Raw genomic sequence first — 23,310 nt, 5'->3', positions numbered from 1 at the left:
TTTTTTTAGTAGCAAGATTCTTTTACCAGGTATTTTCCTACATAAGTATCAATTCCTTCTTCGAGTTCTACAAACGGACGCGTGTATCCAACTGCTCTCAGTTTGTCGGTTTCAGCTTCGGTAAAATATTGATAGCGTCCGCGCAATTCAACCGGAGTGTCAATAAAAGAAATTTGAGGATCGATATTCAAACTGCTGAAAACAGCCTGTGTTAAGTCGAAGAACGAACGCGCCTTTCCGGTTCCCACATTGTAAATTCCCGGATTATCCTGGTTGTGCATAAAATACAGCATCACATCGGTAATGTCATCTACAAAAACAAAATCGCGACTTTGTTCTCCGTCTTTGTAGTCTTTGTGGTGCGATTTAAACAGCTTCATCTGTCCTGTTTTTTTTATGGTATTGTATGCGTGTAGCACCACCGAAGCCATTCTTCCTTTGTGGTATTCGTTTGGTCCGTAAACGTTGAAGAATTTTAGTCCGGCCCAGAACGGAGGTTTGTGGGGTTGCTTCAATGCCCATACATCAAAATTGTGTTTCGACCAACCGTACAGGTTTAACGGGCGAAGGTGCGATAAATTCAGATGCGAATCGGAAAAACCGGATTCTCCGTTGCCGTATGTTGCTGCCGACGAAGCGTAAAGAAGCGGCACCTGAATTTCGGTGCAAATGTTCCATAGTCGTTGCGTGTAAATAAGGTTAAGCTGCTGGTAAAGTTCAGGCTCAATACCAACGGTGTCAGTACGCGCTCCCATGTGAAAAATAAAATCCACATCATCGGAGTTTTTTATCAGCCATTTGAAAAACTTGTCTCTGTCAATAAACTTTTTGTATTCTTTATTGAACAGATTAATGTCTTTTGAGGGATCGTCAAAACGGTCAATCAGAACGAGATCTTTGTAACCGGCCTGGTTGAGTTTTCCCACTAAATAACTTCCGATAAAGCCGGCGGCTCCTGTAATTACTATCATTCTTTCAAAGCGGTTTAATTTGGCAAAGTAAAGCTGTGCTGTTACTTGTCAACGTGGTCAGTTTTATAACTCTGCTGTAAATAAAATATTGTGTTGTTCAGAAAAAAAAAGTCAATTTATGCATTGCTGTAGCTGAGATGCAATTAGTGAACAAAAGGTTGCTTCCTGTTTTGTTTTATTTCGAAAAGTGATGTTTTTCAAAACAATGGAATGAATCTGTTTTCTTTTCTCAAAAAAAACCAATCTTTGTATGAAATTAATGAAATAACCAAAATGTGTAATTCAGGGATAAATCACTCAAATGTTTACGAACGCATTGAAGTTTTCGATGAAGAGGTTACCGAAGAGCTTTCTCAAAATTATAAAAATATTTTGCAGGTGCTGGGCGAAGATGTATCGCGCGAGGGGTTGAATAAAACGCCGGAAAGGGTGGCAAAAGCCATGCAGTTTTTGTTGCAGGGATACAAAACCGATCCGGTTGAAATATTGCGTTCGGCCATGTTTAAAGAAGATTACCGGCAAATGGTAATTGTAAAAGACATTGAAATTTATTCGATGTGCGAGCATCATCTGCTCCCGTTTTTTGGAAAAGCACATGTGGCATACATTCCGAACGGAACCATTACCGGGCTGAGCAAAATAGCACGGGTTGTAGATGTTTTTGCACGCAGGTTGCAGGTTCAGGAGCGCCTTACTTCACAAATAAAAGACTGTATTCAGGATACGCTGAAACCGTTGGGCGTTGCCGTGGTTATTGAAGCTCAGCATTTGTGCATGCAGATGCGCGGAATTCAGAAACAACATTCCATTACAACCACGTCGGATTTTACCGGTGCATTTCAGAAAGATGCAACCCGCGACGAATTTATCAAATTAATCAGCACTAAATTCAGTTAGGTTTTAAAGAAATTCAAGACAAACCGGCGCCGGAAGTTTAATTTCATTCCCGGAAAATTCAGGAATGCCAGTGTTTTTTTCTATCTTGAAAACCACAATATTTCCTGTACGCTGGTTTGCTGCCAGTAAAAACTTGCCGTCTGGGCTTAGTGTGAAATTTCGTGGCCAGTCTCCCCGGGTTGAAACTGTGGTGATGAATTCCAGTTGTTTTGTCAAAGGATCTGTTTTGAAAACAACGATAGAGTTGTGCCCTCTGTTGGAGCCATAAACGAACTTTCCATCGGCTGAAACATGAATGTCAGCGCAGTAATTCTCCCCTGAAAAATTTTCGGGAATAGTTAATACTGATTGAACAACCTCCCAGTTTTTCCCTTGCTTTTCGAGAACATACACAGTAGAATTCAGCTCGTTGATAACATAAATAATATTGGCGTGCGGGTGGAACGCAAAATGTCGGGGGCCGGCACCCGGAGTTAGTTTGACAAAGGGTTGTTTGGCCGGTACTAACTTGCTCTTTTTTAGGTCGAAAATATTAAGCTTGTCCGTTCCCAAATCTGCACTAAAAACCTGTTTTCCGTTTTTTGAGAATTTAATTGAATGTGCGTGAGGTGCTTTTTGTCTCGAAGTCAGCCCCGAACCGGTATTTACTATTGTCGATGCGGCCGAATTAATTCCTCCGTTTTCTGTTACCTGGTATAACGATGTTGTTCCGCTCCCGTATGTGGCAATGGCTACAAATTTCCCGTCAGGCGAAACATCAACATGACACGGATCGGAACCATTCGATACTTGTTTATTGATAAACTTTAAACTTCCGTCTTTTTCGATTTTATATGCTTGAAGATATCCGCCCGATTCTTCAATTTTTTCTTGGGGGCGTGTTACCGCGTATAAAAAATTTTTGTCTGGTGAGATTTTTAAAAACGAAGGATTGTCGATTCCTTTAAATGTCTTTGTCAATGCAATTTCTCCGGTTGCAGAATCAAAGTTGCAAAGGTATATTCCTTCTGCTCCTTCTGACGTAAATGTTCCCACATAGAATTTTTCAATTTTTGTGTTTTGCGCAAAGATGCAGCCAGACAGGAGCATGCAGATGATTCCAATGTAAAACTTGAGCATGGTTAAATCTTTTTTGATGAAAGAATTTTGTGCCAAATTGAACATTTTTTTGCAATAAAACCTTTTTTATGGTAACTTTTTGAAATTAATTTTAAATGAATGGATTATGAAAACATTGCTTTTTGTTTCGGTGTTGGTTCTGTTTTTTGAGGCAGGAGATTTGAATGCCCAGAAGCTTGAAAAAGTTTGGGAAACCTCGGCCGAATTGAAAACTCCCGAGTCTGTTTTGTTTGATGAGGAAAATGAAATAATGTACGTTGCCAACATTAACGGCGACCCGACAGCAAAAGACGGGAATGGGTTTATAAGCATTCTGAATGCAGACGGGAGCGAAAAAGAGCTGGAATGGGTGACAGGCCTCGATGCGCCGAAAGGAATGGCCATGTTCAATGGAAAACTGTATGTTTCTGATATTGACAGGCTGGTGGAAATCGATATTGCTGCAGCAAAAGTAACCAGTAGATATCATGCTCCGAATGCAGTTTTTTTGAATGATGTAGCGGCTTGTAAAAATGGTATGGTCATGGTTTCAGACACACGAACAGCAAAGATATATGCACTTGTAAATGGTTCATTGTCTGTTTGGATGGAGGGTGCTCCTTTTGAAACACCTAACGGGCTGTTTACTGAGAAAGGAAAGCTTTATGTGGGCGATCAGAATATTTTTGAAGTTGATATCGAAACCAAAGAAGTTACTCTTTTAATAGCTGATGCCGGCGGCGTGGACGGGTTGGAAAAAAATAGTCAAGGAGAATTTGTTTTTTCAAACTGGCCCGGAAGGATATTTATTAATAGAAACGGAAAAAATGTAAAGTTGCTGGATACCACTGACAAAGAAATTAATACGGCAGATTTGGATTTTGCCTTGGAATTGGATTTGGTGCTGGTTCCAACATTTTTCGATAATAGGGTTGTTGCATACAAAATAGTTGACTAATTTGGATGCAAATTATCAATTTTAAAAAATAGAAAATCAAATGGAAGAACCCAAAATTGCAGCAAAAGTTCCCAAAATGGTAACTCTGGAGCCGGGAACTCACTATTGGTGTGCGTGTGGAAAAAGTAGTAATCAGCCTTTTTGCGATGGTTCACACAAAGGCACGGAGTTTACGCCAATTGCTTTGCATATCGAAGAAAAAAAAGATGCTTGGTTGTGCCAGTGCAAACATTCAAAGAATAAACCGTATTGCGATGGTACCCATCGTGATTTGTAAAAAAGTAACAGCCGGTTTTTGCCGGCTGTCTTTTTTAGCTCTTTTTGAAATACTCTTTGCCTGCATTACATATTGGGCATTTGTAATCTTCGGGCAGATCTTCAAACGGTGTTCCCGGAGGAATTCCCATCGTTGGGTCTCCTTCTTCCGGATTGTATTGAAATCCGCAAATGGTGCAAATGAAAGGCTCCATAGTGCTTTTGGCCTCTTGTTCTTCCGCTTCGGGTTTTTGCTCTTTTTCAGCGTTGGGTGTTTTCTCCTCCTCTAGTTTTTCTTGTTCAATATAAGTTGGCGCATTTTTCGGCGAAAGCATTTTGTATTTTTCTCTGTACCATGCGTAAGTTAATGGTTCTTCGTCAGAAATAACTTCGCTATCCAGAACTTCTCCAATAATAAGTATATGTGAACCAATATCTTGTGTGGACGTTACTTTGCAGTCGAACCACGCAACGGATGAATCGGTGACTATTGGTGCACCGGTTTTTGCGGTGATGATTTCTACATTCCTGAATTTGTCGATGTCGTCGCTGGACATGAATCCGAATTCGCCTATCAGTGATGTGCTGGCATTTTTCCCTAAAACTGAGACCGAAAAGATTTTGCTTTCTATAATTTGTTGGGTTGACGCATTCTTCTTGTGGCAGCTAATTGCAATTTGAGAGGGTTCAGAAGTAATCTGAAACACTGTATTCCCAATGTATCCTGCGTTTTTACCATTTGTTTTGGTAGCTATTATGTAAAGACCGTAAGACAGTTTGTGAAAAGCTCGATACTTCATTGTTATTCCATTTTTTTGTGTTCGATAAAATTAGGCAATTAGTTGAGATATTCAGGACGATTTGCATTTCTTATAGCATATTGGTAATAGTTGCGAGGCTTGCAAAAAGATCTTGTTTTTCAGTTTCGAGCTTTTCAAGTAGAGGACAGAAAATGATTTTGTCTATTAGGAAATGTTTAGAAGTAAATTGTGCCGTTTGAATTTTGTCTTTTTCCATTCCCAAAATGCATATTTTTGTTTCAAATAGGGAAAATATTAAAAAAAAATTCCTATTTTGGTACTGTTTTTACAGAAGACGGACGCAAAACAACAAAAAACTTAAAAAAATGACCAGCCAAAGTAATAACATTAGTTATAAAATCTTCATTGTTGAAGATAATAAACTTTATGCCCAGGTTTTAAAAAAGCAACTGGTTGATCAGAATTATCAGGTAAAGGTTTTTTATAACGGGAAAGATTGTATCTCGAACCTTGACGATCAGCCGGATGTGATTACGCTCGATTATACTCTACCCGATATGACCGGGCACGAGGTGTTGAAAGAGATTCAGAAAAAAGCCCCTAATTCTCACGTAGTTATAATTTCAGCGCAGGAAAGTATTAATACTGCCATCGAGCTGATGAAAGACGGAGCGTATGATTACATCATGAAAGCTGCCGACACGCGTGAGAAAATTACAAACGTTATTAAAAACATCTATCAGTCAGACCAGTTAAAACTGGAAAATACCAGGCTGAAGGATGCAATAAAAGAGCATTACAGTTTTCGAAAACTGATTAAGGGAAACAGTCGGGAAATTGACCATGTGTTTAGCCTGATGGGAAAAGCCGTTCAAACCAATATTTCTGTGTCGATATATGGAGAAACCGGAACCGGAAAGGAGTTGGTGGCAAAGGGAATTCATTACAATTCAAGCAGAAGTAACAAGCCTTTTGTGGCGGTGAATGTGTCTGCTATTCCGGAAGGGTTGATAGAAAGCGAACTGTTTGGACATGAAAAAGGTGCGTTTACGGGTGCAGATTTTAGAAAACTTGGAAAATTTGAATTAGCCAACACAGGAACACTGTTTTTGGATGAAATTGCTGATTTGGATCTAAGTGTCCAGGCAAAACTTCTTCGGGTTATTCAGGAGAGGGAACTTGTCCGGCTGGGAGGGACAGAGGTAATTCCGCTGGATGTAAGGATTCTAACGGCAACCCACAAAAATTTGTCTACATTGGTTAACGAGGGTAAGTTCAGGCAGGACTTGTTTTACCGTTTGCTCGGGTTGCCAATTGAACTGCCACCTCTAAGGCAGAGAGGAAACGACATAATTTTATTGGCCAAACATTTTGTTAACGAATTCTGCAGGGAAAACAAAATGGCGCCAAAGAATATTACCGACGAAACAAAGCAAATGTTGCGGACATATCATTATCCCGGAAATATTCGTGAGTTGAAGGCTGTTATGGAGTTGGCATGTGTAATGACAAACAGCGATTCCATTAAACCCTCGCATCTGAACATGAGTGTGGATGAGAATGTGCACAATTTATTGTCAAGCGAAAAATCGTTGGAAGAGTATAATTATGATATTGTCAAACACTTTTTGAACAAGTACAATCAGAATGTAAGGTTGGTTGCAAAGAAGCTTGGAATCGGCAAATCAACAATTTACAGGATGCTGCAAAAGAAGGAATTCGCAATGAATTAGGTTTTTTATCCTTTTTTTCTTTTTTCTATTGATTTTTTTTATCCTTTTTTTTGCGAACGCAATTAAATTTTTATTTTTGTAGCGCAATACGTTCTGTATTGCTTGTGTGTTTGGGGGTTAACTTTAAGGGCGGCTGTTGAGCTGCCCTTTCTTTTTGGTCTATTTAAATCATTATTGTAGAAAATTCATTTTTGTTGATTAATTTCGTAATTGCTTAAGTGTGTGTTTTAAGTTAAAAATAAAAATGGATTGATGGCAGCACAGGGAACCGCAGAGATTGTGCTTATATATTTTGCCGGCACCTTTGGAATGATTGTTCTGGCCGGTGCGATTTTTTTCTTTTTTATAACATACCAAAAAAGGATGTTAAGAAAGGAATTGGAAATCAATAGGATTAAGGCTGAACAACAGGAAGAAATTTTGAGGAATGCAATACTTGCTCAGGAAAAAGAAAGAAAGCGAATATCACAGGATTTGCATGATGAAGTTGGCGCCATGTTGTCAGTGGTAAAGCTAAATATATCCAGATTTGAGCGAAAAGCAGAAAATGCCTCATCAAAAGAGCTCGCAGTAGAAACAAAAGCTTATCTTGACGACGTTATTACCCAGGTGAGACGGATTTCAAGGGCGCTGATGCCGCCTTCGTTGGAGAAATTGGGGCTTGATTTTGCCATTAGCGAACTGGTAAATTGGGTGAACAAAACGGGACAGTTAAAAATTGACTATTGGAAAAATGGCACCCCTGTGCGGTTTAATCCCAAAAAGGAACTGGCTGTATTTCGAATTGTTCAGGAATTATTGAATAATGCTATAAAACACGCTCGGGCTTCTGTAATAACAATTAAAACACGTTACAGCTCAGGCGGAATAGCAGTTTCGGTATGTGACAACGGAGTGGGATTCGATTTGGAGCAGATGACCAGAACAGGGTTGGGCTTAAGAAATTTGGAGAGTCGAACACAAATTTTGGGCGCTCGTATAAAAATGAAGTCAAAGCCGGGGAAAGGAACTTCGGCTGTAATGTTTATTTATTCATTATCTTGAATGTATGGAAGATAAAAGTGTTGTAATTGTAGTTACCGATGATCATAAGTTATTTAGAAAAGGAATTCGTTCGTTGCTTGAAGAATTTCGTTTTGTGAAGAAAATTTATGAGGCAGGGAATGGATTAGAATTGCTCGAGCTTTTAAAATTACTGGATAATCCGCCACATGTTATTTTGCTTGATATTCAAATGCCTCTGATGGATGGCATTGAAGCACACAATAGAATCAGAAAACTTTATCCTTCTCAGAAAGTAATAATACTTACGATGGAAGATGAAGAGCAATTTATTATGCACATGATTTCTGAAGGGGTAAATGGTTATCTGCTGAAAAATGCAGAGCCTGAAGAACTGGAGGAGGCGATCGAAAAGGTAATGATCAACGATTTTTATTTCCCTCCGGAGATGTCAAAGCTGGTGATTCAAAGTGCCAGTAAAAAGAAAAGCGCTAAGCCGAGCCTTCCTGAGTTTTCAGAAAGAGAATTGGAAGTTCTGGGACTGATTTGTCGGGAATACACAGCAGCTCAGATTGCAGATAAGCTGGAAATTAGCCAGAGAACGGTGGAAGGGCATTGGAAAAAATTGCTTGAAAAATCTAAAGCAAAGAATGTTGCCGGATTGGTTGTTTTTGCAATGAAGAATAATCTGGTTTTTATAAAATAAAAAAGGGGTTCTGGCCAGAACCCCTTCTACGGACAAACCGTATAACCTACAATGCCATTGCTATTTCAGGAATAGTAAGAAAGTGTTGATAGGAGAATGAAACGCGGATGGCTTTCTTGAGGTTGTCAATCCATGTGTGTTCAAGTTAAAAGGATTGAGGTATGGGGTAGTATCGTTATTTCTTTCGAATAAAATCATCTGTCTTGTTTATTATATCCGTGGCAAATTTCAGAAAAGAATAAATTAAAAAAAAGAGTATTTATACCTGCGGTCAACACGTATAAATACGTGTGTGTTTTTGCGTATTAATGGGCAAAAAAAAACCATCCCGGAAAGGATGGCTTTTCTATATGTCAGAATATCAATCTTTATTCTATGTTTGCCTGGGCTGCAGCAACTCGTGCAATTGGCACGCGGTAGGGAGAACAACTTACGTAGTCCATTCCGACGCTGTCGCAGAACATAACGGATGATGGCTCGCCACCGTGTTCACCGCATATTCCTACTTTTAGTCCCGGTTTTGTTTTTCGTCCTTTTTCGGTTCCCATTTGTACCAATTGACCAACGCCTTCCTGGTCGAGTACCTGGAAGGGATCTTGTTTAAGGATACCGTTGTTCAGGTATATTGGTAAAAATTTGCCCGCATCGTCACGAGAATAACCAAGTGTCATTTGCGTAAGGTCGTTTGTGCCGAATGAGAAAAAGTCTGCTTCTGCAGCAATGAGGTCGGCAGTAAGAGCAGCACGTGGAATTTCAATCATCGTTCCTACCAAATACTCAACGCGGTCATTTCTTTCCGCAAAAACTTTTTCTGCTGTTGAGCGTATTACGTTTGCCTGATTTTTAAATTCGGCCACAGTACCTACGAGCGGAACCATAATTTCAGGTTGGGTTTCAATCCCTTTGGCTTTCAGATTAAGCGCTGCCTCAATAATCGCACGCGACTGCATTGCTGTAATTTCTGGATAAGTAATTCCAAGTCGGCATCCACGGTGTCCTAGCATTGGGTTGAATTCTTCGAGGTCGGCAATTTTAGATTTGACTTCATCAATGGTAATTCCCATTTTTTCTGCCAGTTCTTTTTGTGTTGCCTGCTGATGAGGAACAAATTCATGCAACGGAGGATCGAGCAACCGTACGGTCACTCCATATCCGGCCATGGCTTCAAAAATTCCTTCAAAGTCTTCGCGCTGGTACGGTAACAATTTAGCCAGTGCTTTTTCACGTCCTTCAACTGTTGATGCCAGAATCATTTCGCGCATAGCTCTGATTCGCTCTCCGTCGAAAAACATGTGCTCTGTACGGCAAAGGCCAATTCCCTGAGCTCCGAAGTTGCGTGCAGTTTTTGCATCATTCGGGGTGTCTGCATTGGTTCTCACGCTCATGCGGGAGAATTTGCTTGCCAGGTCCATTATTTTGCCGAAGTCGCCGCTCATATCCGGAGTTTTGGTGTTAACCTTTCCTTCGTACACTTTTCCGGTAGAGCCATTAAGAGAAATCCAGTCTCCTTCGGCGAATTCTTTTCCGTCGATGGTCATTATGCGGGTTTTGTAATTGATTTTTACAGAACCTGCTCCCGAAACACAACATTTTCCCATTCCGCGGGCAACAACCGCTGCGTGTGAAGTCATTCCTCCGCGTGCAGTTAAAATACCTTTTGCAACGTGCATCCCTTCAAGGTCTTCTGGTGAAGTTTCCACACGTACCAAAATCGAAGCATCGAATTTGTTTGCTTCGTCGGCAAAGAAAACAATCTGGCCGGTTGCTGCTCCCGGTGAAGCCGGTAGCCCTTTTGCAATTTCTGTGGCCGATTTCAATGCTGCTGCATCAAATACAGGGTGGAGAAGTTCGTCCAGCTTGTTGGCATCGATGCGTTTTAGTGCAGTTTTTTCGTCAATTACGCCCTGTTCCAGCAAATCAACGGCAATTTTTACCATTGCAGCACCTGTGCGTTTTCCGTTACGGGTTTGCAGTAACCACAATTTACCTTCCTGAATGGTAAATTCGAGGTCTTGCATATCTTTATAATGGTCTTCCAGTTTTTGCTGGGTTTCTTCGAGTTGCTTGTAGATTTCTGGCATTGCTTCTTCCAGCGACGGATATTTTGAAGCTCTTTCTTCTTCGCTTACCCCTTGCAATTCGGCCCATTTTTTTGAACCGGAAAGCGTAATTACCTGCGGTGTGCGAATACCGGCAACTACATCTTCGCCTTGTGCGTTAATAAGGTATTCACCGTTGAATACATCCTCGCCTGTGGCAGCATCGCGGGTAAATGCAACACCGGTTCCAGAAGTTTCGCCCATGTTTCCAAATACCATGGCCTGAACATTTACTGCTGTTCCCCATTCGTCAGGAATATGTTCCAGTCGGCGGTAAAGATTAGCACGTGGGTTATTCCAGCTGTTAAAAACCGCAGCAACAGATCCCCAAAGCTGTTCCCATGGATCTGCCGGGAAGTCTTTGCCGGTAACTTTTTTAACGGCTGCCTTGAATCGTTTTACCAATTCCTGAAGGTCTTCGGTTGAGAATTCTGTATCCAACTGAATGCCTTTTTCTTCTTTTAGCTTGTCGATAATTTCTTCAAACGGGTCGTGTTCTTCTTTGCTGGCGGGTTTCATTTCCATTACTACATCGCCATACATTTGAACGAAACGGCGGTATGAGTCCCAGGCAAATCGTGGATTGCCCGATTTTTTCGAAATTGCTTCCACTGCATCGTCGTTCATTCCCAGGTTAAGTACGGTGTCCATCATTCCCGGCATAGATGCGCGGGCACCTGAACGAACAGACAGCAGACACGGATTGTCTTTGTCTCCGAATTTGGTTTCGGTGAGTGTTTCAACCATAGAAACGGCAGCTTCAACTTCCTGCTTAATCGCCTCAAAAGTTTTTTCCTGCCCTTCTTCGTTGTACTTGGTGCAAACTTCTGTGGTAATGGTGAATCCCGGAGGAACAGGAACCCCAATCAGGTTCATTTCTGCCAGGTTAGCACCTTTGCCACCTAAAAGGTTCTTCATGTCAGCTTTACCTTCGGCTTTTCCAGCTCCAAAAGTATATACATGTTTTGCCATAAATAGTGTTTTATAATTATTAGTAAAAAGAAATCTTTAATTCTGGTTAGCAAAAATAACTCTATTTTTTAAGATTTGAAATAAATAAGACTTTTTAGGATTTTTATCGGGAAATGCATATGTGACTGAGGTTATGAGTGGTTAAAAAAGGAATGTTAATACAATATAAATTGCTCGTTGCCGAATATTTGAATTTTCTTTTTCTATATTCCATATTTTAATAATTCCGGTTTTTTTAGGATATGTAAATATATAAAAATGTAGTTAACTTCCTGTTTTTCTGATGTTGTTTATCTTTTTGATTATTAGAAGTTAACATTCTTTAACTTTGCTTGAATTTAGTTAACTGTTTTTGTGCTTACTTTTGTATTGAACAAAAAAGTAAAAGTGTTTTTTCATAGAGAATAGATTTGGTTAGTTAGGAGGAACAGGAGCGAAATGTCGTTCCTGTTTTTTTTGTACTATGAATTGCAGCTATGGCTTTTGGACAACCTGTTTTGAAAAATTGTAAGTTTTTGGAAAACAAAGTGTAGCTTTAAACTTTCTGCAGTTGTTGCTGTCAAATAAAAATTGCGACAAATGATATGCACATCAAAAATCAGTTTAGAAAGATAATTCAGTGGCTACAAACAACTGAAATGTTTGCCCGGCCATCGCAACATATTCCGGGCAAATGGCAGCTTTTTGAATATTATGCTGAAGTTGGGGGTGAATTGATGAATTTTAAGGAAGACCAATTGCAGGCAACTAGTAAGTTTTTGGAAATTGAATTCCATGCAAATGGAAATTTTATTCAGCATTCAGATTTAGAGTTGTTGCCTTTTTCTGAATTGAACGATTATAAATGGAGTTTGTCGCGGAACTTTGTTGTTTTAATTCATCCTGCCGATTTCAGGCAAAATATAGAATTACAATTTGCAATTGATAAAGGAACACTGAAAATACTGAAAAAGAATTCTTCCGGGAAAATTGAGTTTTTCGGTTTTTTCAAGAAGAAAAATAATGGGTATAATCAGGAAAGGAAATAGTACTTATTTTAGTTTGAAGTGCATGTTCTTGCTTCTTTTTCGTAATGTTTTAAGAAGCGAATTATTCCTTTTTTCATTAAATTGTAACTGAAATAAAAATCCAAAATGACTAATTTGGCGATTAATTATTAACTGTTAAAAAGAAACAAATGTCGAAACTAAAATTGTTCCTGCTGTTTTTCTTAGGGACAGCATTGCTGCTTCAGGCTCAGACCGATAACGGCGTTATGCGGATGGATGAATTCCGTAATCCTAAAAAACGTCAAATGATTTCAATTCCCAACATCGAAGGGTTCCAAACTTTAAAGTGCGATTTTCATATGCACACTGTGTTTTCTGACGGGCACGTTTGGCCAAATGTTCGGGTGCAGGAGGCCTGGCAGGAAGGGCTGGATGCAATGGCCATTACCGATCATATTGAATACACTCCGCACAAAGCCGATGTGTTAGTAAATCATAATCGTGCATGGGAATTGGCGAAAAATGCTGCGGCAGAAAATAACCTGGTATTTATAAAAGGGACTGAAATTACTAGGAATACACCTCCCGGACATTTTAACGCGCTGTTTATTGGCGATGCTTCCGGGTATATTGAAGATCGGTCCGGAGATTTGGACAGCCAGGCAGTTGCAAAGGCCGAAGAACAAGATGCATTTATTTTTTGGAATCATCCCGGGTGGAAAGCCACATCGGTGGAAGGTTCGTACGAATGGATTGATTTTGTTGGTGAGCTGAAAAAAGAAAACAAACTGGACGGAATTGAAGTTTTCAATGGTTTCGGGTTTCATAAAAAAGCATTGGACTGGGCTGTGGATAACGATTTAACGGTAATGGGAACATCTGATATTCACAATTTAGTGGCTCACGATTATAATTTGGGTGGTTGCGTGCATCGGTCAATGACTTTGGTTTTTGCGAAAGAACGCACTGCCGAATCAATTAGGGAAGCACTCGATGCAGGACGCACAGTTGCCTGGGCAAGTAAATACATTGCAGGGAAAGAGGAAAATGTAAGACCCCTCGTGGAAGCATGTGTAAAGCTGGGGGCGCAGTTTCATAACAAAGGCGACCGAAACTATTATGAAATTAGCAACAATAGCGATTTGTATTTCGAACTTGAACTGGAGTCTGGTAACGGAACAAAAAGCATTAAGTTGTTTCCGCGTTCTTCGCAGGTTATTACTGCCGAAGCCGGACAGAAAAGCCTAAAATATAAAGTACTTACTGCATTTATCAGAAGCAACCAGAACCTGGTTGTCGACTTTGTTTTAGATTAGCATTGAACAATTGGTTTTTGTAATCTAAACCCGAATGAAGAAGCCTGGCTTTTTCTTCAAACAAACCGGAAGTAATTTTTTTGCTTCCGGTTTATTTTAGTGCTTCGTACATTATTTCTACCGGATGTTTTGCCGTTTTTCCGGTACCGTCTTTTATCTGGTGGCGGCACGATGTTCCGGGAGCCGAAATAATAACTTTTTCATCGGCTTCGCGAACTGCCGGGAACAACACCATTTCCCCAATTTTCATGGATAAATCGTAATGTTCTTTTTCGTACCCGAAAGAGCCTGCCATGCCGCAGCACCCCGAAGGAATTTCTTTTACCGAATAATTTTTGGGCAATGCCAGCATTTTTTTTGTGGGGGCAGTGCTGGCTACCGATTTTTGCTGGCAATGGCCGTGCAGTAATATTTGCTTCTCTTCAGTGTCAAATTGGTCTTCCGTAATATTCCCTTTTTCAATTTCTTCGGAAAAGAACTCTTCAAACAGAAGTGCGTGTTTCCCTAATTCTGTTGCTGCTGGCTGTAACTCTTTTTCTACCAGCTCAGGATATTCGTCGCGAAACGCAAGAATTGCCGAAGGTTCAATTCCGATTAACGGCGTTTTTTCTGAAACAATCTCTTTTAATAGATTAACATTTTCTGTCGCAATTTTTTTCGATGTGCGCACCAATCCTTTCGACAGAAATGTGCGGCCGCTCTCTTTATGTGCCGGAATTCGTACTTCGTAGCCCAATTTTGTAAGCAACAGAATCGCTTTGATCCCGATGTCGCTTTCGTTGTAATTGGTAAATTCGTCGTTAAAAAGGTAAACCATCCCTTTGGGCGCGGTTTCCGGTGCCGGTATTGCTTTGTTTGTCCAGCGGTTAAGCGTAATTTTTGATAGTCTTGGAAGAGTTCTTTTTGATTCGAACCCAATTGCTTTTTTGAAAACTGAAGTTCCCATCATAAAATTGGAAATTGGCCGTACCAGTATGGCAAGCGGATTCAGCCGGGGCAGGTAGGCAATCAGTCGCGAGCGCAGCGGAATTCCATGGATATCATAATAATGCTGCATGAATTCGGCTTTCAGCTTGGCCATGTCCACATTCGAAGGGCACTCTGATTTACATGCCTTGCACGAAATACACAAGTCCAGAATATCATAAATTTCCCGGTGGTCAAACGGATTTTGTTTGTCGTCGGAGTAAAGAAATTCACGAAGAATATTTGCCCGTCCTCTGGTTGTTTTATCTTCATCGCGAGTTGCCATAAATGTGGGGCACATGGTTCCGCCAATCACTTCGCTTTTACGGCAGTCGCCTGTTCCATTACACTTTTCTATACTTCTGAAATATCCTCTGTATCTCGAGAAATCGAAAAAAGTATCGAATTCCGGCGTTGGTTTTCCCGGAATAACACGTAAACTTTCGGTAATGGGCGGGGTGTCTACAATTTTCCCGGGATTCAGAATATTTTCGGGATCCCATGCTTTTTTCAGACTTTTAAGTAGTCTGTAGTTGTGTTCGCCCAGCATAAAGGGAATAAACTTGCCGCGCACACGTCCGTCGCCATGCTCGCCGCTCATCGAACCGCGGTGCTTTTTTACAAGCGCTGCTACCTCGCTCATGAGGGAGTCAAAAAGTTTTACATCGTTGGGGTCTTTAAAATTGATGAGCGGCCGGAAATGGATTTCGCCGGTTGCAATGTGTGCGTAATACACACTGGTAAGCCCCAGTTTTTTCAAAACTTTTTTTAAATCTGCAATGTACGCAGGCAGGTATTCGGGCGCCACAGCAGTGTCTTCTATTCCGGGAACCCCTTTTCGGTCGCCGGGAATGTTGGCCAATAACCCGAGCCCGGAAGTACGCAAAGCCCACACGCGCTTTATTTTGTCGGCCCCGGTTACCAGCGGATAATGATATCCCAGCCCGGCTGCCCGTAAATCTTTTTCCAGGGCGACGGCTCTGGTATTTAGTTCTTCTTCGGTGGCACAGGCAAACTCAATCATCAGCAGAGCGCCCGGCTCACCTTTTACAAAAAAGCGATTTTTATTTTGTTCAATATTTTCTTTGGTGCATTGCAAAATAATGTCATCCATCAGCTCAATGGCCTGCGGATGATGCTTTAACGCAACGAGATTTCCTTCCAACGATTCTTCCAGCGTTTCAAAATGAGCACACACCAGCCCTTTGTGTTTTGGCGGGAGCGGTATTACATTTAATTTGATGCGGTACGAAAAAGCAAGAGTTCCTTCTGACCCGGCAAGAAGCTTACTGAAATTGAATGGCTCTCCTCCTTCTGAAAACATTTCTGAATTCAGCAAAGAATCGATAGCATATCCCATATTTCGACGGGTAAGTTTCGGGTCGGGAAATTTTGTGCGAATCTCTTTTTGGTTTTCCGGGTTGGAAAGAATATCGAAAACATTTTTGTAAATGGACTTTTCCAACTGGTTGGCGTTTCCATTTAATTTTTGTGCAAATTCCTCTTTCGACAGCGATTTAAAAGTGGTTGCAGAACCGTCGGAAAGAACGGCATCTACTTCTAAAATATGCTCGCGAACACTGCCGTAAACCAGTGAATGTAATCCGCAGGAATTGTTTCCCAGCATGCCCCCGATTACACAGCGGTTGGCCGTGGACGTTTCCGGTCCAAACTGCAATCCGTATTTCGACAGGAACAGATTCAATTCTGCCAGAACAACCCCCGGTTCAACAATTACATACTTTTCTGCTTCGTTCAGCTCAAGTATTCGGTTCATGTATTTCGACATGTCCACCACAATTCCGGGGCCCACAACCTGCCCGGCCAGCGAGGTTCCGGCTCCGCGTGGAATTACCGAAGTGCCGTTTTCACGGGCAAAAGCAATTATTTTCTGAATGTCTTCTTTGTTTTTCGGACGGGTTACCGCCAGCGGGAGCTCTTTGTATTGCGATGCATCAGTAGAATAGAGTACTCGCTGAACGTTGTCTGTGAATAAATCGCCCTCTAACTGGGATTTAAGCTGGTTAAAAGCGGATTGCATAAGGTTCGTTTTTAGTTCCGTAAAAATAGGAGTTTCGCTCAATTGGTGCAACTCAATTAATTGTTTCTTAATAATCTGATTACGTTGGTGCAGGCCTGTTTGTGTGAACAGAGATTTCAGGCTTTTGTTGCCAAGCAGAATTTGTTGGTGCTTAAATCCAGCCGCGTATTTTGTAGTACGCCAGCGCAGCTATTTCACGGGCAAACGTAATTTCATATTTTAAATGATTCCAGACCTGGTAGCGCACCTGGATGCTTTCTCCCACATCGGGGGCAACTGTTTTTTTCCCGCCGAGCGCATCGTCAGAAAAAGTGAGGTCGGCCTCTGTTGCATTTTCGAATGCCGGCAGGGCATTTACTTTTTCGAACCCGGCTTTACTGAAACTAAGCACAGCCCTGCGCATGTGGTCGGGCGATGTTACCAGCAGAATCGGTTGGGAGGTGCCGAGCAGTTTTTGGCAGTTCAACGCCTGGGAGCGCGTATTTGTGCCTTCGTTTTCAAAACGAATATTTTGTGTGGAAACACCGCGTAAAATCAGCTCTTTTTTCATGAGCTGCGGAGTGCTCGTACTGTCCGAAAGATTTCCGGGCATGGCAATAACAACGCTTGCATCCGGAAAACTTTTTGCAGCATTTCCTGTGTACCACGCCCTAATCAGGTTGCTTTCGCTGGGCATTCCGGCGCCACCCATTAAAATAATGGTTTGTGGTTCTGCTTTTATTTTCGATTTGCTGGTGCCCAGCCAGTGGATGCCCCAATAAGGCAGGGTGGTGAATGCAATTATTACAACCGTTAGCAAGAATATGCCCGACAACACGAAAAAAATTCGGAGTATCCTTAAAAAATAAATATTTTTGATTTTTGTTTTATTCATCATGCTTTGAATAGAGCATAAAAATACGTTTAATCTTTCAACAATCATAGCTTTGAAAAACGAAGAAAAGAATGAAATAATTCAGCTGTTTGAGCACCAGTTTCAGGAGAAAGTAGAAACCTTTTCAATGTTGCCTCCTTCGGGATCGTACCGCGAATATTGCCGCCTCGGAAACAGCAACCGTTCAGTATTGGGGGCATTTAATGCCGATGTGAAGGAGAACACAGCTTTCCTGTCGTTCTCAAACCATTTCAGGCTAAAAGGGCTGCCGGTTCCCGAAGTTTTTGCAGTAAGTTCTGACCTGAAAAAGTATTTGCTCGAAGACTTCGGAAATGTAACATTGTTCGACTACCTGTCGGAAGTCCGCGAATCGGAAGGATTTTCGGAGAATGTAGTGGCTGAGTACAGAAAAGTGCTGAAAGTATTGCCGAAAATTCAGATTGTTGCCGGAAAAGACGTGGACTATTCTGTTTGTTATCCGCGCGAAGCGTTTGATAAACAGTCGATGATGTGGGATTTGAATTATTTTAAATACTACTTTTTAAAACTGGCCAAAGTTTCGTTTGACGAACAGGCGCTGGAAGATGATTTTCTGACATTCAGTAATTACCTTCTTTCTGCACCTTCAGGTTATTTCCTTTACCGCGATTTCCAGTCACGCAACGTGATGCTGAAAGATGGCGGTGTGTATTTTATCGATTACCAGGGAGGACGGCGCGGCGCGCTACAATACGATTTGGCGTCGCTGTTGTACGATGGAAAAGCGGATATTCCGCAGGATGTCAGAGTACACTTGTACAATTATTACATTAACGAGCTGAAAGGATACATTCGGGTTAACGAACCTGAATTCGCTTCGTATTTCAATGGTTTTGTGCTTATCCGGATTATGCAGGCGATGGGCGCCTACGGGTTTCGCGGATTTTACGAAAAGAAGGAACACTTTCTGAAAAGCATTCCTTATGCAATTAATAACCTGCAAAACTTGCTGCCGGAGCTGAATTTCCCAGTTGCGCTTCCCGAGCTGGTAAATGTGCTGAATCAGTTAACTCATTCAGAAACATTAAAAGAAATAGGGCAGGTGAGTAGTAACCTGACGGTCAGAATTACCAGTTTTTCATATAAAAAAGGAATTCCTTCGGATCCTTCGGGAAATGGAGGCGGATTTGTTTTCGACTGCCGGGCGCTGAATAATCCGGGCAGGTATCCAGAGTACAAAACACTTACCGGACGAGATTTGAAGGTTCAGCAATTTATTGAACAAAATTCCGAAATGAAATTGTTTTTGAAACCTGTAAAAACGCTGGTAGAGCAATCAGTGAAAAAATATCTGGAGCGCGGCTTTTCCCATCTGTCTGTAGGTTTTGGCTGTACGGGAGGGCAACACCGCTCGGTTTATGCAGCTGAAAAATTGGCCGCCCATTTGCGAAACAATTTTCCTGTTCATGTTGTTCTTGTTCACCGTGAACAACAATTTTAAACAAAGAATGTCAAAAACAGCTTGTAAAAAGAAGGATTTTAAAAATAAAGAAAACCCAAAATTCGAATGTAAAAAGTGTGGCGCTAAAGTTACTAAGGAAGAAAAAGTGTGCAAACCCAAAAAAATTAAAAACTGAATAAATTTCCTGGGACATATCATCCGTATTTTCGGATACAAATTTATATTTTCGCGGAGTTTTTTTTAATTATATATTTTTAAGTCATGGGAAGAGCATTTGAATACCGCAGAGCGGCCAAAGAAAAGCGTTGGGATAAAATGTCGCGGACATTTCCGAAGCTGGCAAAGAAAATTACAATAGCAGCAAAAGCCGCCGGACCCGACCCTGACTTGAATGCAGCTCTTCGGACTGCTATTCTGAATGCCAAATCGCAGAACATGCCTAAAGCCAACATCGATGCAGCCATTAAACGCGCCAGCGGAAAAGATGCTGCCGATTTTGCCGAGGTGAACTACGAAGGAAAAGGACCTCACGGCGTGTTGGTATTTGTAGAATGTGCCACTGATAACAGCACGCGCACTGTTGCCAACGTAAAAAGCTATTTCAATAAAGCAGGGGGCGGATTGGTGCCAACCGGTTCGCTGGAATTCATGTTCTCCAGAAAAGCTGTTTTTGAATTCGAAATGAAGGAAGGAACGGATTTGGAGGAGCTGGAACTGGAACTTATTGATGCCGGTCTCGACGAAATTGAAGAGCACGATGGCATTGTGTATGCGCATTCAGATTACACCAGTTTTGGTGATTTGGCTCATGCTTTGGAAAACCTGGGTATTGATGTACAAAAAGCTACGTTAAAACGTTTCTCAAACGACCCGGTTGAATATTCCGATGAGCAGCAGGAAGAAATCGAAAAATTGCTCGACAAACTGGAAGACGACGACGATGTTCAGGCCGTTTACACGAATATTGCCTGAGTGTATTTGTTGGAAAAAGTAACGTTTTTTTTTGCTTCTGATTGAGCGAAAGGTTTCTCCGAACTCCATTTCGGTGTTTGGAATTTCCGATTGTTATCATTCATTTGTCGTGAAAATTCTGCCGGTTATCTAAAAAACTGCGCGGGAATGCGATTCTTGTTTAATTTTACTCATGTAAAAAAGAACAGGATTATGCTGGCCGTAGATTCGTATATTGAACATTTTGTCAGAATTTGGGAAGAGAGTCCGGAGACGTTGCCGGAACTGAAAATACGTTATTCAGAAGAGGGACAGGTAACAAGGGAACGTAAATTCAGCGAGTTTCAGGAAAAAGTAAAACGCTTTCAGTCGAAGAAAGAGAAGGTACGAGTTTTGAAAGATCGCGACCCCGGTCATGCCTTTTTTCCTGTATTCAGGGATTTTTTGGAGAACGTTTTCGATTTTGAAGCCGATCATCTTGAAATCATTCTTTCGGATGATTTCAAGAGTGTTTCCAAAGATTTCTTTTTTAAAGCCAGAACTTTTGGCCCGGAGCTTTCTCCGGAGAATATTTACCAGGGAATACGAAACGTTTGGATAATGAACGGGTTGCAACTGATGATGGGGCTTCCCGTTGAAATAACGCCTTCGGTTTTTTCGTACAGCATGATTTATCCGTACAGCGATAATCTGCTTGACGAGCCGTCTGTCTCCGGTAAAGAGAAACAGGAGTTCAGCAAAAGATTTAACCGGCGGTTGCACGGGGAAAATCCGCAGCCTGCCGGGCATACCGAATCGCAGTTGTTTCGTTTGGTCGGAATGTTTGAAACTCAGTTTCCTCGGAATGAATTTCCCGGAGTTTACAAAAGTCTTTATGCAATTCAGCAGGGGCAAACCAATAGCCTGAGCCTGATAAACTGCAACGGCCTCGAAAAATCTGCAATTCGAAAAATTTGTTTTGAAAAAGGAGGCGCTTCGGTGCTTGCAGATGGTTACCTGGTGGCCGGGCGCCTCACGCAGGAGCAGGAGCGTGCGCTGTTTGGTTACGGTGTTTATCTGCAATTGCTCGACGACATTCAGGATGTAAAGGAAGATACGGAGGCTAATACAAAAACAATGTTTTCGTGCGTCGAGGGAACTCCCGACTTGGGCGCGTTTGTTAACCGTACTATCCACTTTGGAAGAAAAGCGATGGAAGAGTTGCGGTGTTTCGAAGGCGCAAAAACTGAAACCATGCTGGCGCTGATGAACCGCAGCATTGAAACCATGATTGTTGAATCGGCCGGGTTGAATCCGGACGCATACTCAAGTGAGTATCTGGAGAAACTCGAAAAATATTCGCCGTTAAGGTTTGGGTTTATTCGGCAAAAACGTACCGAGTCCAAATCGCAAAGGTTTTCTCTTTTTAAAAAATATTTTGATCAGGTGCCGGTTAAAGCAACCCGGTGAGAATTGATACTTATTTTTAAATCAGCAATTTTTAGTTTTATTCAGCTATTCGGTTTTTAAATCAATTTGGTCGTGCAGAATCCTGGTGATTTCAACAAAATCGGGATCTATTCTTCTGAAAAAAATAATGTGCCGATTTATAGGCAGTCCAAACAGGTCTGGATATATTTTAACGTGTTTTTTCCCTAATTCAGAATTTGTTACTATTTTTTTACAGGCACGTAATAGTTCTTTGTAATATTTGTCAGCCTGCCTTTCCGGCCATTTTTGATAAGTGTAATCCCAGATTTGAGTTAAATCATCAACCGCTTTGTTGGTAAGATAATAGTTAGCCATTTGATCTTCTCTTTTCTTTTATTGATTTCAGATGTTTTTTTGGGGTAAAGTCATATGCAATTCCACTATCAATTCCTTCTTGAATTGCATTCTTCAAAGCAATCATTTTGCTCTCTTCTTCTTCTAAGAGCCGTAATCCAGCGTGAACAACCTCACTTGCACTTTTATATCGTCCGTTAGCAACACTCTCTTGAATAAACGTGTCAAAATAATTTTCGAGTGATATTGATGTGTTTCGGTCCATTTGCTTTATTTTTTCTCAAACATACCAATAATTAGCACGATTATAAAAATTCAACTTTCTGAACTTCGAAATCATTGTGTGTTAAGTGGCTTGTTTTTAGTCGTTTTTCGGTGTGTGTCTGGGGCTTAGACGCTACTTGTTGCTTTTCTTGATTCTGTATTTTACAGATGTGATAATTTTTTATGCCCGTGTGGTTGCAATGGCAAAAATTCCCTTTTCAAAATTGGATTTTTTACGCAATTTTTCACGTCAGTTTTTTGTCTGACAAACTCCAGAATAGCATATATTTTTCGAAGTAACGTGATGCTATCAACAAGCCGGGTGAATGCTGCGAAACGAATTTCGGGGAGTGTTCATATCCGGCAGGACTGAACTGCGATACGGGAATTTGTAGTTGGCGGACAACTATGTATGTATTATGCAATCTGTACTGTGTTGGCGGTAGTAATTTCTATTTTCTAACATTTTTATGGTTTGTCCATTCATCCTCGATTTGACTAAATTTTACGCCGTAGATTTTTTCGAATATTATTTTATTCTTGGCACTATTTGCGTTTGACAATGATTTAAATAACTCCAGAAATTTTTGCTTGCCAAATTCCTGAATTAAGAATTCGACAAAAGATGCTGATGTACAATATGCTAAAATGTTACCAACTTCATTATAAGAAAGTAGATCTGAGATATTTATGAATCCTTCTCTTTTGCTAAGCAATAAAAGAATTTCATTAATGCTTTTTGTTGGGTAGCCAATCATTTTTGAAAAGGCTTTGTTGCCGTATAGCTGAGATAGATAAACTGCTGTTCCCTCATCAATCAATGCTGGAGGTTTATTAAGTGTATAGCCAACTACATGCACCAACTCATGGTAGGGATCCATACGAAATGAATCATTAAATACTTCTACAATATTATTATCAAACCCCCATCCAATACCTTTGTGACCAGTTAGTGTATATTTTGTATGTTCATTCTTAAAAAGGAAAATATTGATTACTAATTTTTTTTCAATCTCAAAAAAATCCGAAATCTCCCGATAAGCTGATTCCCTTTTTTGTAGTATATCTAACTTTATTTTCTTGGTAAGATGACCATCTAAGGAATATAGATTAAAATGTTCAGAAGATATTGATGTAAAAATAGAATCTTTGTTCAGTAACCATTTCTCCTCTTGTCCATTACTGCTAAAAGGAATATAGATTAGAATGATTAATGTTGATATCCAAATTTTCATTGATTAGTTTATTATTG

At 40.8% G+C, this 23,310-nt stretch carries 20 protein-coding genes; 11 read left to right on the top strand and 9 right to left on the bottom strand.

Translation table 11 applies throughout. The features are described from left to right. Positions 1–5: 5 nt before the first annotated feature. Positions 6–971 carry an ADP-glyceromanno-heptose 6-epimerase gene (rfaD, locus tag BUB08_RS09565; RefSeq protein WP_073001189.1) on the bottom strand — a complete coding sequence of 322 codons (966 nt, stop codon included), beginning with the start codon at positions 969–971 and terminating at the stop codon, positions 6–8. A 273-nt stretch (positions 972–1,244) separates the two neighbouring features. Here rfaD and folE point away from each other — a divergent pair, with 273 nt between their 5' ends. Further along, on the top strand, positions 1,245–1,868 hold the full coding sequence (folE, locus tag BUB08_RS09560; protein ID WP_073001668.1) for a GTP cyclohydrolase I FolE: 624 nt from the start codon (positions 1,245–1,247) through the stop codon (positions 1,866–1,868). A 3-nt stretch (positions 1,869–1,871) separates the two neighbouring features. Here folE and BUB08_RS09555 read toward each other — a convergent pair whose 3' ends face one another. Continuing rightward, a complete protein-coding gene (locus BUB08_RS09555) occupies positions 1,872–2,987 on the bottom strand; it encodes a lactonase family protein (protein WP_073001666.1) in 1,116 nt (371 codons plus the stop codon). 106 nt (positions 2,988–3,093) lie between these two features. Here BUB08_RS09555 and BUB08_RS09550 point away from each other — a divergent pair, with 106 nt between their 5' ends. Both BUB08_RS09550 and BUB08_RS09545 read left to right on the top strand, forming a co-directional pair. After that, positions 3,094–3,924, top strand: coding sequence for an NHL repeat-containing protein (locus BUB08_RS09550; protein ID WP_073001664.1), 831 nt, complete (start codon positions 3,094–3,096; stop codon positions 3,922–3,924). Positions 3,925–3,964: 40 nt separating this feature from the next. Continuing rightward, positions 3,965–4,201, top strand: a complete 237-nt coding sequence (locus BUB08_RS09545) for a CDGSH iron-sulfur domain-containing protein (protein ID WP_073001187.1) — start codon at positions 3,965–3,967, stop codon at positions 4,199–4,201. A gap of 34 nt (positions 4,202–4,235) precedes the next feature. On the opposite strand, the gene BUB08_RS09540 is transcribed toward BUB08_RS09545, so the two are convergent. Continuing rightward, positions 4,236–4,979 carry a flavin reductase gene (locus BUB08_RS09540; RefSeq protein WP_073001185.1) on the bottom strand — a complete coding sequence of 248 codons (744 nt, stop codon included), beginning with the start codon at positions 4,977–4,979 and terminating at the stop codon, positions 4,236–4,238. A gap of 326 nt (positions 4,980–5,305) precedes the next feature. On the opposite strand from BUB08_RS09540, the gene BUB08_RS09535 reads away from it, so the two are divergent. The 3 genes from BUB08_RS09535 (at position 5,306) to BUB08_RS09525 (ending at position 8,381) form a co-directional block, all read left to right on the top strand. Then, positions 5,306–6,673: a sigma-54-dependent transcriptional regulator gene (locus BUB08_RS09535; protein WP_073001663.1), complete on the top strand. Its 1,368-nt coding sequence runs from the start codon at positions 5,306–5,308 to the stop codon at positions 6,671–6,673. 252 nt (positions 6,674–6,925) lie between these two features. Next, positions 6,926–7,717 carry a sensor histidine kinase gene (locus tag BUB08_RS09530; protein ID WP_073001183.1) on the top strand — a complete coding sequence of 264 codons (792 nt, stop codon included), beginning with the start codon at positions 6,926–6,928 and terminating at the stop codon, positions 7,715–7,717. A gap of 4 nt (positions 7,718–7,721) precedes the next feature. Then, positions 7,722–8,381, top strand: a complete 660-nt coding sequence (locus BUB08_RS09525; RefSeq protein WP_073001181.1) for a response regulator transcription factor — start codon at positions 7,722–7,724, stop codon at positions 8,379–8,381. Between the two features lie 368 nt (positions 8,382–8,749). Here the strand turns inward: BUB08_RS09525 and ppdK are convergent, their stop codons facing one another. Continuing rightward, positions 8,750–11,452, bottom strand: coding sequence for a pyruvate, phosphate dikinase (ppdK, locus tag BUB08_RS09520; protein WP_073001180.1), 2,703 nt, complete (start codon positions 11,450–11,452; stop codon positions 8,750–8,752). Between the two features lie 584 nt (positions 11,453–12,036). Here ppdK and BUB08_RS09515 point away from each other — a divergent pair. Beyond that, complete coding sequence (locus BUB08_RS09515; protein WP_073001178.1) at positions 12,037–12,480, top strand: hypothetical protein; 444 nt, start codon at positions 12,037–12,039, stop codon at positions 12,478–12,480. Positions 12,481–12,629: 149 nt separating this feature from the next. Next, the gene (locus BUB08_RS09510; RefSeq protein ID WP_073001177.1) at positions 12,630–13,757 is read left to right on the top strand and encodes an Sb-PDE family phosphodiesterase; all 1,128 of its coding nucleotides are present in this window, start codon (positions 12,630–12,632) and stop codon (positions 13,755–13,757) included. 91 nt (positions 13,758–13,848) lie between these two features. On the opposite strand, the gene BUB08_RS09505 is transcribed toward BUB08_RS09510, so the two are convergent. Together BUB08_RS09505 and BUB08_RS09500 are read right to left on the bottom strand one after the other, a co-directional pair. Continuing rightward, on the bottom strand, positions 13,849–16,764 hold the full coding sequence (locus tag BUB08_RS09505; RefSeq protein WP_073001175.1) for an FAD-binding and (Fe-S)-binding domain-containing protein: 2,916 nt from the start codon (positions 16,762–16,764) through the stop codon (positions 13,849–13,851). 151 nt (positions 16,765–16,915) lie between these two features. After that, the gene (locus tag BUB08_RS09500; RefSeq protein WP_073001173.1) at positions 16,916–17,641 is read right to left on the bottom strand and encodes a YdcF family protein; all 726 of its coding nucleotides are present in this window, start codon (positions 17,639–17,641) and stop codon (positions 16,916–16,918) included. Positions 17,642–17,690: 49 nt separating this feature from the next. On the opposite strand from BUB08_RS09500, the gene BUB08_RS09495 reads away from it, so the two are divergent. The 3 genes from BUB08_RS09495 to BUB08_RS09485 all read left to right on the top strand — a co-directional run bounded on the left by BUB08_RS09495 (position 17,691) and on the right by BUB08_RS09485 (position 21,479). Then, positions 17,691–19,118, top strand: a complete 1,428-nt coding sequence (locus BUB08_RS09495) for a RapZ C-terminal domain-containing protein (RefSeq protein WP_073001170.1) — start codon at positions 17,691–17,693, stop codon at positions 19,116–19,118. A 222-nt stretch (positions 19,119–19,340) separates the two neighbouring features. Further along, on the top strand, positions 19,341–20,051 hold the full coding sequence (locus BUB08_RS09490) for a YebC/PmpR family DNA-binding transcriptional regulator (protein WP_073001168.1): 711 nt from the start codon (positions 19,341–19,343) through the stop codon (positions 20,049–20,051). A 147-nt stretch (positions 20,052–20,198) separates the two neighbouring features. Next, the gene (locus tag BUB08_RS09485; protein ID WP_139249664.1) at positions 20,199–21,479 is read left to right on the top strand and encodes a hypothetical protein; all 1,281 of its coding nucleotides are present in this window, start codon (positions 20,199–20,201) and stop codon (positions 21,477–21,479) included. Between the two features lie 45 nt (positions 21,480–21,524). On the opposite strand, the gene BUB08_RS09480 is transcribed toward BUB08_RS09485, so the two are convergent. The 3 genes from BUB08_RS09480 to BUB08_RS09470 all read right to left on the bottom strand — a co-directional run bounded on the left by BUB08_RS09480 (position 21,525) and on the right by BUB08_RS09470 (position 23,293). After that, positions 21,525–21,815: a type II toxin-antitoxin system RelE/ParE family toxin gene (locus BUB08_RS09480; RefSeq protein ID WP_073001164.1), complete on the bottom strand. Its 291-nt coding sequence runs from the start codon at positions 21,813–21,815 to the stop codon at positions 21,525–21,527. Then, on the bottom strand, positions 21,808–22,059 hold the full coding sequence (locus BUB08_RS09475; protein ID WP_073001162.1) for a type II toxin-antitoxin system ParD family antitoxin: 252 nt from the start codon (positions 22,057–22,059) through the stop codon (positions 21,808–21,810). Before BUB08_RS09475 ends, BUB08_RS09480 begins: the two co-directional genes overlap by 8 nt. Positions 22,060–22,510: 451 nt before the next feature. Beyond that, on the bottom strand, positions 22,511–23,293 hold the full coding sequence (locus tag BUB08_RS09470) for a hypothetical protein (RefSeq protein WP_073001160.1): 783 nt from the start codon (positions 23,291–23,293) through the stop codon (positions 22,511–22,513). Between the last annotated feature and the right edge of the window lie 17 nt (positions 23,294–23,310).

This window comes from Mariniphaga anaerophila (assembly GCF_900129025.1).
Classification (GTDB): domain Bacteria; phylum Bacteroidota; class Bacteroidia; order Bacteroidales; family Prolixibacteraceae; genus Mariniphaga; species Mariniphaga anaerophila.
Note: the sequence above shows the minus strand (reverse complement) of the source record. Positions and strands in the feature narration are given on the sequence as shown.

Bases quoted from the DNA above. Each gene is read 5' to 3' on its own strand.
- BUB08_RS09475 (WP_073001162.1), bottom strand. From the start codon at position 22,059: ATGGACCGAAACACATCAATATCACTCGAAAATTATTTTGACACGTTT.
- BUB08_RS09490 (WP_073001168.1), top strand. From the start codon at position 19,341: ATGGGAAGAGCATTTGAATACCGCAGAGCGGCCAAAGAAAAGCGTTGG.
- BUB08_RS09530 (WP_073001183.1), top strand. From the start codon at position 6,926: ATGGCAGCACAGGGAACCGCAGAGATTGTGCTTATATATTTTGCCGGC.
- ppdK (WP_073001180.1), bottom strand. From the start codon at position 11,452: ATGGCAAAACATGTATATACTTTTGGAGCTGGAAAAGCCGAAGGTAAA.
- BUB08_RS09515 (WP_073001178.1), top strand. From the start codon at position 12,037: ATGCACATCAAAAATCAGTTTAGAAAGATAATTCAGTGGCTACAAACA.
- folE (WP_073001668.1), top strand. From the start codon at position 1,245: ATGTGTAATTCAGGGATAAATCACTCAAATGTTTACGAACGCATTGAA.
- BUB08_RS09540 (WP_073001185.1), bottom strand. From the start codon at position 4,979: ATGAAGTATCGAGCTTTTCACAAACTGTCTTACGGTCTTTACATAATA.
- BUB08_RS09555 (WP_073001666.1), bottom strand. From the start codon at position 2,987: ATGCTCAAGTTTTACATTGGAATCATCTGCATGCTCCTGTCTGGCTGC.
- BUB08_RS09545 (WP_073001187.1), top strand. From the start codon at position 3,965: ATGGAAGAACCCAAAATTGCAGCAAAAGTTCCCAAAATGGTAACTCTG.
- BUB08_RS09500 (WP_073001173.1), bottom strand. From the start codon at position 17,641: ATGATGAATAAAACAAAAATCAAAAATATTTATTTTTTAAGGATACTC.
- BUB08_RS09510 (WP_073001177.1), top strand. From the start codon at position 12,630: ATGTCGAAACTAAAATTGTTCCTGCTGTTTTTCTTAGGGACAGCATTG.
- rfaD (WP_073001189.1), bottom strand. From the start codon at position 971: ATGATAGTAATTACAGGAGCCGCCGGCTTTATCGGAAGTTATTTAGTG.
- BUB08_RS09470 (WP_073001160.1), bottom strand. From the start codon at position 23,293: ATGAAAATTTGGATATCAACATTAATCATTCTAATCTATATTCCTTTT.
- BUB08_RS09505 (WP_073001175.1), bottom strand. From the start codon at position 16,764: ATGCAATCCGCTTTTAACCAGCTTAAATCCCAGTTAGAGGGCGATTTA.
- BUB08_RS09525 (WP_073001181.1), top strand. From the start codon at position 7,722: ATGGAAGATAAAAGTGTTGTAATTGTAGTTACCGATGATCATAAGTTA.
- BUB08_RS09480 (WP_073001164.1), bottom strand. From the start codon at position 21,815: ATGGCTAACTATTATCTTACCAACAAAGCGGTTGATGATTTAACTCAA.
- BUB08_RS09485 (WP_139249664.1), top strand. From the start codon at position 20,199: ATGCGATTCTTGTTTAATTTTACTCATGTAAAAAAGAACAGGATTATG.
- BUB08_RS09535 (WP_073001663.1), top strand. From the start codon at position 5,306: ATGACCAGCCAAAGTAATAACATTAGTTATAAAATCTTCATTGTTGAA.
- BUB08_RS09550 (WP_073001664.1), top strand. From the start codon at position 3,094: ATGAAAACATTGCTTTTTGTTTCGGTGTTGGTTCTGTTTTTTGAGGCA.